The 13,396-nt window shown below is 45.7% G+C and carries 13 protein-coding genes; 11 read left to right on the top strand and 2 right to left on the bottom strand.

What is annotated here, in order from left to right; all coding sequences use genetic code 11:
- Positions 1 to 15: 15 nt before the first annotated feature.
- A complete protein-coding gene (locus tag B5G33_RS14960; RefSeq protein ID WP_087418209.1) occupies positions 16 to 1,110 on the top strand; it encodes an ornithine cyclodeaminase family domain in 1,095 nt (364 codons plus the stop codon).
- 164 nt (positions 1,111 to 1,274) lie between these two features.
- On the top strand, positions 1,275 to 2,615 hold the full coding sequence (locus B5G33_RS14955) for an MATE family efflux transporter (protein ID WP_087418208.1): 1,341 nt from the start codon (positions 1,275 to 1,277) through the stop codon (positions 2,613 to 2,615).
- Here B5G33_RS14955 and B5G33_RS14950 read toward each other — a convergent pair.
- Positions 2,521 to 3,150 (bottom strand): TetR/AcrR family transcriptional regulator, encoded by a 630-nt coding sequence (locus B5G33_RS14950; RefSeq protein WP_087418207.1) that lies wholly within the window; start codon positions 3,148 to 3,150, stop codon positions 2,521 to 2,523. The genes B5G33_RS14955 and B5G33_RS14950 overlap by 95 nt on opposite strands.
- Before the next feature lie 178 nt (positions 3,151 to 3,328).
- On the opposite strand from B5G33_RS14950, the gene B5G33_RS14945 reads away from it, so the two are divergent.
- The 9 genes from B5G33_RS14945 to B5G33_RS14905 all read left to right on the top strand — a co-directional run bounded on the left by B5G33_RS14945 (position 3,329) and on the right by B5G33_RS14905 (position 12,174).
- The gene (locus B5G33_RS14945) at positions 3,329 to 4,099 is read left to right on the top strand and encodes an ATP-binding protein (RefSeq protein ID WP_087418206.1); all 771 of its coding nucleotides are present in this window, start codon (positions 3,329 to 3,331) and stop codon (positions 4,097 to 4,099) included.
- 184 nt (positions 4,100 to 4,283) lie between these two features.
- Positions 4,284 to 5,546, top strand: coding sequence for a DUF2812 domain-containing protein (locus B5G33_RS14940; protein ID WP_143276539.1), 1,263 nt, complete (start codon positions 4,284 to 4,286; stop codon positions 5,544 to 5,546).
- Positions 5,547 to 5,573: 27 nt separating this feature from the next.
- Positions 5,574 to 5,903 carry a PadR family transcriptional regulator gene (locus B5G33_RS14935; RefSeq protein WP_087272935.1) on the top strand — a complete coding sequence of 110 codons (330 nt, stop codon included), beginning with the start codon at positions 5,574 to 5,576 and terminating at the stop codon, positions 5,901 to 5,903.
- A 71-nt stretch (positions 5,904 to 5,974) separates the two neighbouring features.
- Complete coding sequence (locus tag B5G33_RS14930) at positions 5,975 to 6,514, top strand: histidine phosphatase family protein (protein WP_087272932.1); 540 nt, start codon at positions 5,975 to 5,977, stop codon at positions 6,512 to 6,514.
- Between the two features lie 16 nt (positions 6,515 to 6,530).
- Complete coding sequence (locus B5G33_RS14925; protein WP_087272929.1) at positions 6,531 to 7,001, top strand: LURP-one-related/scramblase family protein; 471 nt, start codon at positions 6,531 to 6,533, stop codon at positions 6,999 to 7,001.
- 228 nt (positions 7,002 to 7,229) lie between these two features.
- Positions 7,230 to 8,555: an alanine/glycine:cation symporter family protein gene (locus B5G33_RS14920; RefSeq protein ID WP_087273013.1), complete on the top strand. Its 1,326-nt coding sequence runs from the start codon at positions 7,230 to 7,232 to the stop codon at positions 8,553 to 8,555.
- A gap of 56 nt (positions 8,556 to 8,611) precedes the next feature.
- Positions 8,612 to 9,952, top strand: a complete 1,341-nt coding sequence (locus B5G33_RS14915; RefSeq protein ID WP_087418204.1) for an MATE family efflux transporter — start codon at positions 8,612 to 8,614, stop codon at positions 9,950 to 9,952.
- Positions 9,953 to 10,102: 150 nt separating this feature from the next.
- Positions 10,103 to 11,476 (top strand): PhoH family protein, encoded by a 1,374-nt coding sequence (locus B5G33_RS14910; RefSeq protein WP_087418203.1) that lies wholly within the window; start codon positions 10,103 to 10,105, stop codon positions 11,474 to 11,476.
- Positions 11,477 to 11,493: 17 nt separating this feature from the next.
- Positions 11,494 to 12,174, top strand: a complete 681-nt coding sequence (locus B5G33_RS14905) for an HD domain-containing protein (RefSeq protein ID WP_087272919.1) — start codon at positions 11,494 to 11,496, stop codon at positions 12,172 to 12,174.
- Between the two features lie 168 nt (positions 12,175 to 12,342).
- On the opposite strand, the gene B5G33_RS14900 is transcribed toward B5G33_RS14905, so the two are convergent.
- Positions 12,343 to 13,338 (bottom strand): D-isomer specific 2-hydroxyacid dehydrogenase family protein, encoded by a 996-nt coding sequence (locus B5G33_RS14900; protein WP_087418202.1) that lies wholly within the window; start codon positions 13,336 to 13,338, stop codon positions 12,343 to 12,345.
- Positions 13,339 to 13,396 lie beyond the last annotated feature (58 nt).

The raw sequence follows: 13,396 nt of genomic DNA, 5'->3' as shown, positions 1-13,396 counted from the left end.
CAAGGAGAGAAGCCTATGTTTACATTACCAAAATACTATGAACCGGATTTTTCATCAGAAAAGTTAAAAAATGCTCCGGACGTCCGCTGGGAAGAAGCAGAGGCAGACGGAGTGGCACCGGAGAATTACCACAGCACCTCTATGTATCCGGAATATTTTAAGATCCATGGAGAATGGAAACTGCCGGAAAAATCCCGGATGGATTCCAGTGTGGTCCTGGAAAAAGATGGGACTTTAAAAGTTGTGGAGAACCGGAATCTGAAAAAAGGGGACCGGGTGATACTGGGAAGGACAGAGAAGGGAGAAGAGGGAATCTACCTTCATACCGGGGGTTTTGAAGATCCTGAAGAGACAGAGAAGGATCAGTTCGTATTCCGTCAGGGAAGAAGCCGGGAGACCTCTTACGCCAGAGATTATGACCGTTTTTTTGAATTGCTGAACTATGAGCGGGAACATGGGAATATCCTCTGGGTCATGGGGCCGGCTTTTGCTTTTGACGCCGACGCCAGAAGGGCCATGGAAGCCATGGTGGAGAATGGATATGTAGACGGACTTATGGCTGGGAATGCCCTGGCTACCCATGATCTGGAAGGGGCTATGTTCCATACGGCCTTGGGACAGGATATTTATACACAGAAATCCCATCTAAACGGCCACTACAACCATCTGGATGTGATCAACCGGGTAAGAAGAAGCGGCTCTATCGCCCAGTTTATTGAGGATTATAAGATTGACAACGGCATTATGTACAGCTGTGTGAAAAATAAGATACCTTTTGTCCTTACCGGTTCTATCCGTGACGACGGTCCGTTGCCGGAGGTTATCGGAAATGCCTATGAGGGACAGACAGCTATGAGGAACATGGTAGAAAAGGCCACTACCGTAGTCTGCCTGGCTACGATGCTCCATACCATTGCCACAGGAAATATGACGCCTTCCTATACAGTAACGGCGGATAAGGAGATCCGTCCCGTCTTCCTCTATACTGTAGATGCAGACGAGTTTGTAGTGAACAAGCTTCTGGACAGAGGCAGCCTTTCCGCTACGACTATTGTGACTAACGTACAGGATTTCATTATGCTTACCGTAAAGGGACTGGGAATTCTCTAAAACTTTTCTTGACTTTGCAGAGGGCCTGTGATAAATTTCTAGTTGTTAAAAAAATTATAAAAATGATTGCCGCCGGGTAACGCCTTATTCATTCCGATAGGCCTTAGAAGGGATGAATCAAGGCGTTCTTTCTTTTGCCCGGAGAGAAAGGAAGAAACTAGAAAATGCAAGAAAAATCATGTTTTGGCATGTTTATAAAATATGCCTCCCTGAATGTGCTGGGAATGATCGCCCTTTCCTGCTACATTCTGGCGGACACTTTTTTTGTATCCAAGGCCCTGGGCGCCAACGGACTTACGGCGCTGAATCTGGCTATTCCGGTATACAGCTTTATCAATGGAAGCGGTCTGATGATCGGTATGGGAGGAGGAACCAAATACTCCATTTTTAAGAGCCAGAAAAATAAAGACCGTGCAGATCAGATTTTTACCAACGGCGCAGCGATGACTGCCATGATGGCAGGAATCTTTTTCCTGCTGGGGCTGTTTGCCGCCGGTCCTTTAATCCGACTGCTGGGAGCAGACGACACGGTTTATGAGATGGGAAAGACTTACCTTAGGGTAATCCTGATGTTTGCGCCGATGTTTATGACAAATAATCTTCTGCTGTGCTTCATCAGAAATGACGGGGCCCCTCAGCTGTCTATGACGGCCATGATCGTGGGCAGTCTTTCCAACGTGGTTCTGGACTATGTGTTTATGTTTCCTCTGAATATGGGAATTTTTGGAGCTGCCTTTGCCACAGGACTGGCTCCGGTGATCAGTATCGGGATTTTGTCTTCTTATCTGCTGAGAAAGAGAAACCAGTTCCATCTGAAAAAATGCAGGATACTGCCTAATCTGATCCTGGGTATCTTTTCCAGCGGTCTGCCCTCACTTGTCACAGAGGTTTCTTCAGGAATCGTTATGATCGTATTTAATATGATCATCCTGGGACTTGCAGGAAACACGGGAGTTGCAGCTTATGGTGTAATTGCAAATCTTTCTCTGGTGGTAATTTCCATTTATACAGGTATTTCCCAGGGAATCCAGCCTCTTATGAGCAGCTATTACGGCTCTGGAAACCGAAAGAATATAAGCAGTACTCTCCGATATGCCATGTGCGCCGTGGTCCTGGTATCTGCACTGATATATCTGGCCATTTTTTTTGGAGCGGACACGATTGCTTCTGTTTTCAACAGCGAGCAGAACCAGGCCCTCCAGAGCATTGCTCAGACCGGACTGAGGATTTATTTTACAGGTTGTGTTTTTGCAGGCTTTAATATTGTTCTGTCGGTATACTTTACCTCTACAGATAATCCTCTGCCGGCTCATATCATCTCGCTGCTGAGAGGCTTTATTTTCATCATTCCTATGGCATTTCTCCTTTCTGCTCTGGGAGAACTGCTGGGAGTATGGGCAGCCTTCCCGGTCACAGAGTTTCTGGTGTGCCTGACGGGCCTGGGCCTTTTCCTGAAACAGTCTGGCGCCCGTCACAGATCAGGAAGCTTTCAAGACCGGCTCTGATGAAATGGTCTACGGCCTGCTGGATTTCTCTCCAGTCCGTGCATTTATTTTTCAGCATTTTTTTATTAATGGCCAGACAGCCGTTCATCTGAAAATATAAGACAGCCTCCGCCTGTTCAAAGGTAAGGAGGCTGTTCTGCATGAGATGGGTGATAAATTCCTCCTTGGAAAGTTTACAGAGCTTTTCCAGAAGACAGGAGGAAGCCACATCGTCAAAAAACAGAACCTGGAGCCGGGTGTCTTCCTGTACTTTCTGACAGAAAGGAAAGGTACAGCCGATTTTTTCAGAACAGAGCACATGGTCCAGGACCCTGGCAGTGTCTGTGATCACATCTTCCAGAAGGCTGTCCAGTACATCATCTATATCGTAATAATGGAGATAAAAGGTTCCACGATTGATTTCTGACATACGGCAGACTTCCGTAACAGTGATTTTGGAAAAAGGTTTTTCCTTCAGAAGAGAAAGAAAAGAGTCTTTAATAGTCTGCTGGGTATATCTGGTACGCCGGTCTATAACTTTCGTCTTATTTTTCATATGCGCCTCCCTGTTTATAGACAGTTTTATAGATTTGTTGAGAAACATAGCAGATTTAAGAATCTGATGATTGCTTTCTGCTGGATTATATTATAATATCCATGATGTAAGAAAATCAACAATGTGTTCATTAAAATAGCCCTCTGCCAGAGGGAAAATTTAGTAGGAGGAATAAATCATGGGACATATTATTGCTGTTTCCGGAAAAGGCGGAGTAGGGAAGACCACATTATGCGGACTTTTGATCCAGTATCTCTGTGATACAGGGAAAAAACCGGTACTGGCTGTAGATGCAGACGCTAATTCTAACTTAAACGAAGTTCTGGGAGTAGAGCCGGGAATCACTCTGGGCGAGCTGAGAGAGGAGATTGAGCGGGCCGGAGCAGACCCGAAATATAAGATTCCAGCAGGAATTACCAAAGCAGAGTATCTGGAGAGCCGTATGATGGATGCTGTTGCAGAGGAAGATGACTATGACCTGATGGTCATGGGACGGTCTCAGGGACAGGGGTGCTACTGTTTTGTAAATGGTCTGGTACAGACTCAGGTGCAGAAGCTTCAGAGCCATTATCCTTATATTGTGGTGGACAATGAAGCGGGAATGGAACATATCAGCAGAGGAATCCTGCCGGCCATGGAGGTTGCTATCTTAGTCAGCGACTGTTCCAGAAGAGGAGTCCAGGCCGCAGGAAGGATCGCCAGACTCATGGAAGAGCTGAAGCTCCACCCAAAGAAAACCGGGCTCATCGTAAATCGGGCTCCCCATGGCAAACTGGACCAGGGCACTTTGGAAGAGATTAAAAATCAGGGCCTTGAACTTCTGGGCGTGGTACCTCACGATGATATGGTCTATCAGTACGACTGTGATGGAAAACCAACGGTACAGCTGCCGAAAGATTCTCCAGTGCGGATGGCGCTGAAAGAGATCATTGAGAAGCTGGGGTTATAAGATATGAAATCAAGTGGACATGGGAGCATGCCCACCACTTGGAGCATTGTCTGTAGAAATAAAAATAAAATATAGGAAATCTATTGCAATTATCGAGTGTCGATATTATATTGAAAGTGGGAAATATCGACACTCGATAATTTGTTTTTGGGGAATGTTTTTTCGGAGAACGGGGGTGTTCTTTATGAAGAAAAAAATTGTGTTTAGAAACTATGGATACAGGGAATGTGACAGCTTCGCCCGGTTTTTGGAAAAGATGGCAGCTAAGGGTTGGTTCTTCAGAGGCTGGCGATTTGGAATGATATTTGAAAAAGAGGCGCCCCGAAAAGAAATTTATGATGTAGAGGTGTTTCCGGAAGGTGACGAAAATGATGTAAAACCGGAACCTAACACGAAAGAGTATGCTCAATATTGCCGCGAGGCCGGATGGGAATTGATAGACAGCACCAGAAAGCTTTGCGTATTCCGGAAAATCAGAGAAGATGCCCTGCCTATTGTTACAGAGAGAGAAAGATATGAGAATATACGGGAAGCTGAGTGGAAGGCCTTCAGGGGAAGACTCGCCTTTACTTGCCTTATGGCAGTCAGTGAATGGTATGTGCTGTTCAATATAGACTTTGCCAGAAATATTTTTTCTGATATCTGGATAGCAGTGTTTATTCTATGGAATCTATATTTTCTTAAAAATGCTGCCAGGTGTGTTAGCTATCTGCTTTGGAAAACAAGAACAGAGAAAATGCTGGGACAGGGAAAGACTCCTTTTTACGGCAGCCGGGTAAAAGAAATTTCTCCATGGAAGACGATTCAGAAAATTATTTCATGTGTTGTCTTTTTGGGGATTATAGCCATTGTCCTGTTTTTGGCAGACTCCGGAACCATGCAAATGTATCTGGTATTTATTGTAGGAATGATATTGATGATGGTACTGTTACCGGCACTTCGTCCTTCCAGAGAATGGAATATGTTGCTTCAGGTGATTTTCGCCTTCCTTATCATTTTCATAGGTTTTTCCGCTCTTATGGTAAATATGGCAGAAGATTCTCCGGCTGCTAAAGAGAATACTCAAGTCATAGAAAATACATATGGAACCGGAGAATTGGAACTTACCGATGAATTGGAAGGGATTTTTGGAAGTGCCAGACGCTATTCAGTCCTTTTGCCCGATGGTTATCCCAGGACAGATGACCCCTATGATGAAAACGAGATTATCTGCCAGGTATACCAGTCCTCTTATCAATGGATTCTGGACAGAATCTATTCTTTATATACAAAAGAAGAAGGGGAAATCCCTCCAGACGCAGAGGCATGGGAGGCCATCGAAACAGAACAGAATAGGAATAAAAATTATACAACTGTAAAGTATGGGGACAGATTGCTGTATATTATCGGAAAGAAGAATCTGGACAAAGAGGAAATCCTCTTTATCCGTCAGGCGTTGGGGCTATAAAAATGTTTGAAAAGGAGGCTTTAAAGAATGGCAAGGGAACAGTTTCAGACATTGACAGAACCTATGTATTATATTCTGCTGGCCCTTACCGAGGAATGCTGTGGGGTGGACATTATGGAAAAAGTCCGGAAGATTTCCGGCGGCAGAGTAAAGGTAGGCCCAGGGACTTTGTACGCCATGCTGTCTAAATTCGAGAAAAACCAGATCATACGGCTGACCGGTGAAGAAAACCGGAGGAAATCCTATATTATTACAGAGGCAGGAAGAAAAATGCTTTTGGAAGAGTATGAACGGCTGAAGATTATGGCAGAAGACGGCAGAATATTTATAGAAAAAATGAAAAATCAGAAGAAGTGAAAATAAGATTGAGGCAATGGAAGGGATATGATAAAATGTCTCAAAATAGAGAAAAAGAGAGGTGCGGAAGAATGGGGCATTTTTATTATGTCAGGCATGGACAGACAGTATGGAATGTGGAGAACAAAATCTGCGGAGCAACAGATATTCCTCTTACGCCTCTGGGATATGAGCAGGCCAGAGAACTGGGCGAAGAAATCCTTCGCCAGGGATTGAAGATTGATAAGATTCTCTATTCTCCTTTAATCCGGGCAAAAGAGACAGCCAGACAGATTTCTGAGGCTGCGGGGATTCCTATGGAAGAGGAAATACGACTGAAGGAGCAGAACTTCGGCATGTACGAGTCTACGCCCAGAGATGGGGCAGAATTTCGGAAAGCAAAAGAGAATTTTGTTTCCAGCTACAATGGGGGAGAATCTATGCTGAAGCTCTGTCAGAGAATCTACAATCTGCTGGACGACCTTAGGGAACGCTCTGATACAGAAACGGTTCTGCTGGTGGCCCACAATGGGATCGCAAGGGCTGTGCACTCCTATTTTTATGATATGACCAATGAAGAATTTGCGGCTTTCGGCATGAAAAACTGCCAGATCCGAAGATACGATTTTTAAAAAGAAAGGGAAAAAGATGAAACTTTTAATTAAACAGCGGGTGTTTTCCTGGACAGACACTTTTGATATTTACGATGAAGAGGGGAATGTGAAATATTTTGTAAAAGGAGAATTTCTGTCTCTTGGACACAAGCTTCATGTCTATGACAATAAGGGAGAAGAAGTAGGACTGGTGCGGGAAAAACTTTTTCAGCTGCTGCCGGTTTTTGAAATTATGATCCATGGACAGGAAATGGGACGTATCCAGAAAAAACTGACTTTTCTCAAACCCAGATATGAGATTGATTATAAAAACTGGAAAGTACAGGGAGACTTTCTGGAGTGGAATTATGATGTCACAGACAACTTTGGAACTGTGGTACATATCACTAAGGAACCTTTACATTGGGGTGATACTTATGTCCTGGATTTTGCCAGTGAGGAAGATGAGCTTCCGGGGATGTTGACAGTGATCGCCATTGATGCGGCCAACTGCGTAAACCAATGATAAAAAATCTGATAAAACTTGACAAGTTCCTCTTTTTGGGTATAAACTGTAAGAAGTTTATTGCGATAAAAAGGTGAAGTGATACAAGGGTGTATGGACTTTGATGGTGTCATATACCCTTTTTCCTTATCTTTCTGCCGCAGAGAAATTTGAAGGAGGAGTACAAAAGTGTATGAGACAATCTATTCTGCCGTCCAGGCGGTAGATGATCTGGTCTGGGGCTGGGCCATGATCATATTGCTTTTAGGCACCCATATTTTTATGACCATCCGGACAAAAGGCATCCAGAGAAAGGTCTTTAAAGGGATTAAGCTTTCTGTGACGAAAGACCCTGATGCGGAAGGGGAGGTAAGCCAGTTCGGCGCTCTTACCACAGCTTTGGCGGCAACCATTGGTACAGGAAACATCATCGGTGTGGGAACGGCCATTGCCCTTGGAGGACCCGGCGCGGTACTCTGGTGCTGGCTTACCGGCGTATTCGGAATTGCCACAAAGTACAGCGAGGCTCTGATCTCTGTGAAATATCGTGTAAAGACAAGAGACGGACGTATGCTGGGCGGGGCCATGTATGCTCTGGAGAGAGGTCTTCATGCAAAATGGCTGGGCCTTCTTTTTGCCATCTTCGGCGGTCTGGCTTCTTTCGGGATCGGCTGCGCCACCCAGGTAAATGCCATTGCTTCTGTATGTAATGAGAACCTGGGGATTCCTACCTGGATTATTGGTATCGTAGTGGGTGTTCTGGTGGCTATGGTTATTTTCGGCGGGATCAAATCCATTGCCAATGTATGTGAGAAGCTGGTTCCTTTCATGGCCTTCTTCTATGTATTTGGCTGCATTATCATCCTCTGCTTTAATTATGACTTTATCATTCCTGCTCTTCAGACAATCTGTACCCTGGCCTTTAAGCCGGGAGCAGCAGCCGGCGGTCTCATTGGCGGCGGTATTATGCAGGCTATGCATTACGGAGTTGCAAGAGGTCTGTTTTCTAATGAATCCGGTATGGGTTCTGCACCTATCGCTGCAGCGGCTGCCCAGACCAGAAATCCTGTGCGCCAGGCGCTGGTATCCAGTACAGGAACCTTCTGGGATACGGTAGTAGTCTGTGCTATGACAGGCCTGGTACTGGTAACCAGCATTATGAAAAATCCGGATATCGATATGGGAAGTATCAGCGACGGCGGCGTGCTGACGACTCTGGCATTTAATCAGATACCGGGCCTGGGCCCGGTGATCCTGGTAATGGGTATCATTACTTTCGCTTTCTCTACGGTTCTGGGCTGGGCTTATTATGGAGAGCGGTGTATTGAATACTTTGCAGGAAAGAAGATTATGATCCCATATCGTGTCCTGTACATAATCGTGGCAGTGATCGCGCCTATCGCACCGTTAAACCTGATCTGGCTGGTAGCGGATATCCTGAACGCACTGATGGCTATACCAAACCTGATCGCTGTGCTTCTTCTGTCGCCGGTGATCGTTATGGAGACAAAAAAATATCTGAACAATCTGGATATGAAGGACGATACACCGGTTCCTTATGAGGATGAGGTATAAGTAGTTTTCACAGAGGCTCTTTTGTGTTAGAATAGTCCCGTTAGGGGGAAAGAAATATGCAGAAAAATCTGACACAGGGGCCGATCACAAAGACATTAGTATTTTTTGCCCTGCCTATGATCGGCGGAAATATGCTGCAGCAGCTTTATAATATTGCAGATACCCTGATCGTAGGCAGGTTTATTGGTTCCGGGGCATTGGCGGCGGTAGGTTCTTCCTATACCCTGATGACCTTTCTCACATCTATCCTGCTGGGGCTGTGCATGGGCAGCGGGGCGGTATTTTCTATCCGCTATGGAGAGGGCGATATGGAAAAGCTCCATGAAAGCCTGGGAGCTTCCTTTGTTCTGATCCTTGCAGTGGCTGCAGTGCTGAATCTGGCAGTTTTTCTTCTGATAGATCCCATTATGTATCTTCTTCAGGTCCCCGAAGAAATCTATGCTATGATGCGGGAATATCTCTGGGTGATCTTCTGGGGGATTCTGGCTACTTTTTTATACAATTATTTTGCCTGTCTTCTCAGAGCAGTGGGGAATTCTGTGGCACCGCTGATTTTCCTGGCAGTATCCTCTGTGATGAACATTGTTCTGGATCTGTGGTTTGTCCTGGGATTTCATTGGGGAGTGGCAGGAGCGGCTTTTGCCACGGTGCTGTCCCAGTATGTGTCCGGGATCGGTCTGGCAGTCTATACTTACTGGAAAACTCCAGAGTTCCGCATCCGGTTAAAATATCTGAGACCGCGGCTGGCTATGCTCCGGGAAATCGCCCAGTTCTCTTTTCTCACCTCTGTCCAGCAGTCGGTGATGAATCTGGGAATTCTTATGGTCCAGGGCCTGGTAAACAGCTTTGGAACAGTGATCATGGCGGCTTTTGCGGCAGCGGTAAAGATTGATTCTTTTGCCTACATGCCTGCCCAGGAGTTCGGCAACGCCTTTTCCACCTTTGTGGCACAGAACTATGGTGCAGGAAAAACGAACAGGATTAAAGAAGGCATTAAAAAAGCAGTAATGATGTCTGTGGCTTTTTGCCTGGTGATTTCTCTTCTGGTATTTATCTTCGCCAGACCGCTGATGATGATTTTTGTGGATCCTTCAGAGACAGAAATCCTAGCAGCAGGAGTGGAGTATTTGCGGATCGAGGGATCCTTTTACTGTGGAATCGGCTGTCTCTTCCTCCTCTATGGACTGTACAGAGCCATTAAAAGACCGGGAATGTCTGTGGTACTTACCATATTTTCTCTGGGAACCAGAGTAGTGCTGGCCTATATCCTGTCTGCTGTGGACTTTATCGGCGTTACAGGGATCTGGTGGTCAGTGCCTATTGGCTGGGCTCTGGCGGATTTTGTGGGATTTCTGTATTACAAAAAGAATAAGAAAAAGCTGTTTACCAAGATTTAACCAAAAACAGGTAACAGGTAAAATAAAGGAAAGTTATAATTTCTGTAAAGGAAAGAATAACTTTCCTTTTTACATTTGTGGGATACGTCCGGCAGGCGACTGCCGTGAGCTGTCCTATCGAAAAGTATATATGGTAAAGGAGACCTGCGTATGGTAAAAATCTATGTCATTGACACCAATGTTCTCATCCAGAACCCTCAGGCTCTGTTGAGTTTTGAAGACAATCAGGTAATCCTTCCGGTAGTGGTGCTGGAAGAACTGGACAATCTGAAGAAAGCAGAAGGGGAGAAAGGAAGAAACGCCAGAGCGGCCACCAGGATCCTGGAGGAGCTTCGCCTGAAGGGAAACCTGCTGGAGGGAGTAAAGCTGGAATCTCAGGGAATAGTCCGGGTGGAAAAGAATTACATAGATGTAAAGCTCCCGGAGGATCTGCCGGAAGACAAAATGGATAACCGGATTTTAAAGGTCTGCAGAGGACTGGCAGATACTTCCGGAGAACAGGTGGTCCTGGTGACAAAAGATATCCTTCTGCGGATCAAGGCTCAGATCATAGGAATCCGGGCAGAAGATTATACTACTGAGCAGGTTGTGGAATATGAAGGACAGTATAAGGGAAGAATTGAGGTATATGTGCCGGAAGAGAAGTTTAAGGATTTCAAGAAAAAAGGGGTTCCGGTAGAAGAGGTTTACCTTTCCGATGAGTTTGGAAACAGAAAAGTGCCCCGATTAGAAGAAAATGAATTTGTGATTCTGAAGGCAGATCAGTCTGCCAAGAAGACACAGCTTGGAAGAGTGGAAAAGGGAGTTATAAAAAAACTGGAATACCGGAAGAGTATGCCCTATGGAGTATCTCCCAGAAATGCAGGACAGTATTTTGCCCAGGAGGCCCTTATGCAGCCTGCAGAGAAAGCTCCTCTGGTGATCATTAAGGGCATGGCAGGGACCAGTAAGACTTTCTACACTCTGGCCGTAGGTCTGGAAAAGGTGCTGAACAATCCCACAGGAGAATACCGGAGAATCCTGATTTCACGCCCAAATGCCCAGTTTGATTCCGATATCGGCTTTCTGCCGGGAGATGAGCAGGAAAAAATCTCGCCGTTGATGCGTCCAATTATTGACAATCTGGAGCAGCTTATTGATTCCAGCGAAGAGGAGCGGTATGAGGATGAGAGGGAGCTTCAGGGAAAAATAGAGGAAATTTTTGAGCGGGGACTGATCCAGACTGAAGCATTGAATTATATCCGGGGCCGTTCTATTGTAAAAACCTACCTGATCATTGACGAGGCTCAGAATATGACGCCTAATCAGGTGAAGGGGATTATTACCAGAGCAGGAAAAGGTACCAAGATCATACTTCTGGGAGATACCAATCAGATTGACCGGCCCATGCTGGATGAAAGGACCAACGGACTGAGTTACGCTTCCGAATATATGAAAGGAAGCCCTCTTTGCTGGCAGGTTACTTTCTCCCCGGAGGAGTGCGAGCGTTCTCTCCTTGCCATGGACGCGATTACCAGATTATAAAAGGAGTTACAAGATATATGGCTGAAGAGAAAAAAGGTGAGATCACCTATCGGCAGATTAAGAAAAATGAAGAAATAAACCTGCTCATAGAACGGGGAAATCAGGTGCTGAATGTGCTGGGATTTACGGAACATTCCAGGAAACACGCAGCAAAAGTGGCAGAGACCGCAGGAAAGATCCTGAAAGACCTGGGATATGGAGAAAAGGAAATACGGCTGAGTAAGATTGCCGGATATATGCATGACATCGGCAACAGCATCAATCGCCACGATCATGCCCATACAGGAGCACTGCTGGCTTACGGGATACTGAAAGAGATGGGAATGCCTCTGGAGGATGTACTGACTGTTACCACTGCCATCGGAAATCATGACGAATCTACAGGCACTGCGGTGGATGTGGTGTCTGCCGCTCTGATCCTGGCAGATAAAACAGATGTGCGAAGGAACCGGGTTCAGAATTCCTCCATTGCCAATTTTGATATCCATGACCGGGTAAACTATGCGGCCCTTACATCCACTCTGGAGGTAAAGAGGGAAAAACGGGTGATCCAGATGGACCTGGAACTGGACGACGAGATGTGTACGGTAATGGACTACTTTGAGATCTTCCTGAAACGGATGATCATGTGCAGAAGAGCTGCGGAAGTTTTGGGATGTAAATTCAAACTGGTGGCTAACGGAAATAAAATATGCTGATCTGGCCGCCATAAGCGATAAAATCCAGCACAGGACTGAAAACAAGATATTGAAGATGTAAACAAAGCGGGGCTGTCGCATTAGTCATATGTCAGGAATAAAATGTATAAATATTCTCGATTTTGATTAATGCGACAGCTCCCAATGTTTCTTTAATCAGAAAACTGCTTAATGTTTCTGGAAAGTCAGCTCTGTGTCGCAGCTCCCGGCGGTGATCATCTGATAAATGCCCAGTATGCCGCATTTTACCATACTTTCCACTGCCGCATCGGTATAAAAAGCCATGTGCTGTGTCATGATTACATTCCGGAACTGATGAAGGTAAAACCAGTTCCGGTCAGCAAGGATATCGGTCTTGTGATCCTGATGGATGATCTTCTCTTCTCCTTCTGCAGTATCGATCCCCAGAGCGCCGATGTGCTCTGATTCGATACCTTCGATCAAAGCCTCCATATCTGCCAGCTCTCCTCTGGCACAGTTGATGATCACTACCCCTTTCTTCATTTTTCTGATACTTTCCCGGTTGATGATCTCTCTGGTAGAATCAAAGAGAGGCATGTGCAGAGTGATAATGTCAGACTCTGCATAGAGGGTATCCAGATCCACATAAATGGCAGGAGGGGTGACGGCAGGATTTTTTCTTACATCATAGGCCAGGATCCTGCAGCCAAAACCGGAAAGTTCCCGGATTACCTGGGCTCCTATCCGCCCTGTCCCCATAACCCCCACAGTAAGGTCTTTCATTTCCCGGCCCATTAATCCGGCCAGAGAGAAGTCGTTTACCTGGCCTCTCCAGAGGGCCTGTTTATACTGCCTCAGACACATGAGCATCATCATAATGGTAAAGTCTGCAACGCCATTGGGAGCGTAACTGGCATTGCATACATGGATGCCCAGTTTCTTCGCATATTCCAGATCAATGTGATTGTATCCAATGGTTCTGGTAGAAATATAGTGGACGTTAAGCCTGGCCAAGGCATCCAGAAAGGGCCCATCAATCCTGCCCTGTCCCAGAATGGAGATTCCGTCGTATCCTTTTGCCATAGATACATTTTCCAGAGAAGGGATTTCTGTGGTTATCCGGATTTCTATGGGCAGTTCCTTTTCTAACTTGCGGATGGCATCCAGCTCATCCTCCCGTGTTTCATAAACCAGTATTTTCATAGTATGTCTCCTTCTTGGGGCTGTCGCATTAGTCAATATCGAGAATATTCCTGAAATA

Source organism: Blautia sp. An81, assembly GCF_002161285.1.
GTDB classification, from domain to species: Bacteria; Bacillota; Clostridia; order Lachnospirales; family Lachnospiraceae; genus Blautia; species Blautia ornithocaccae.
The sequence above is the reverse complement of the archived record's forward strand: the minus strand, read 5'-3'. Positions and strand labels throughout refer to the sequence as shown.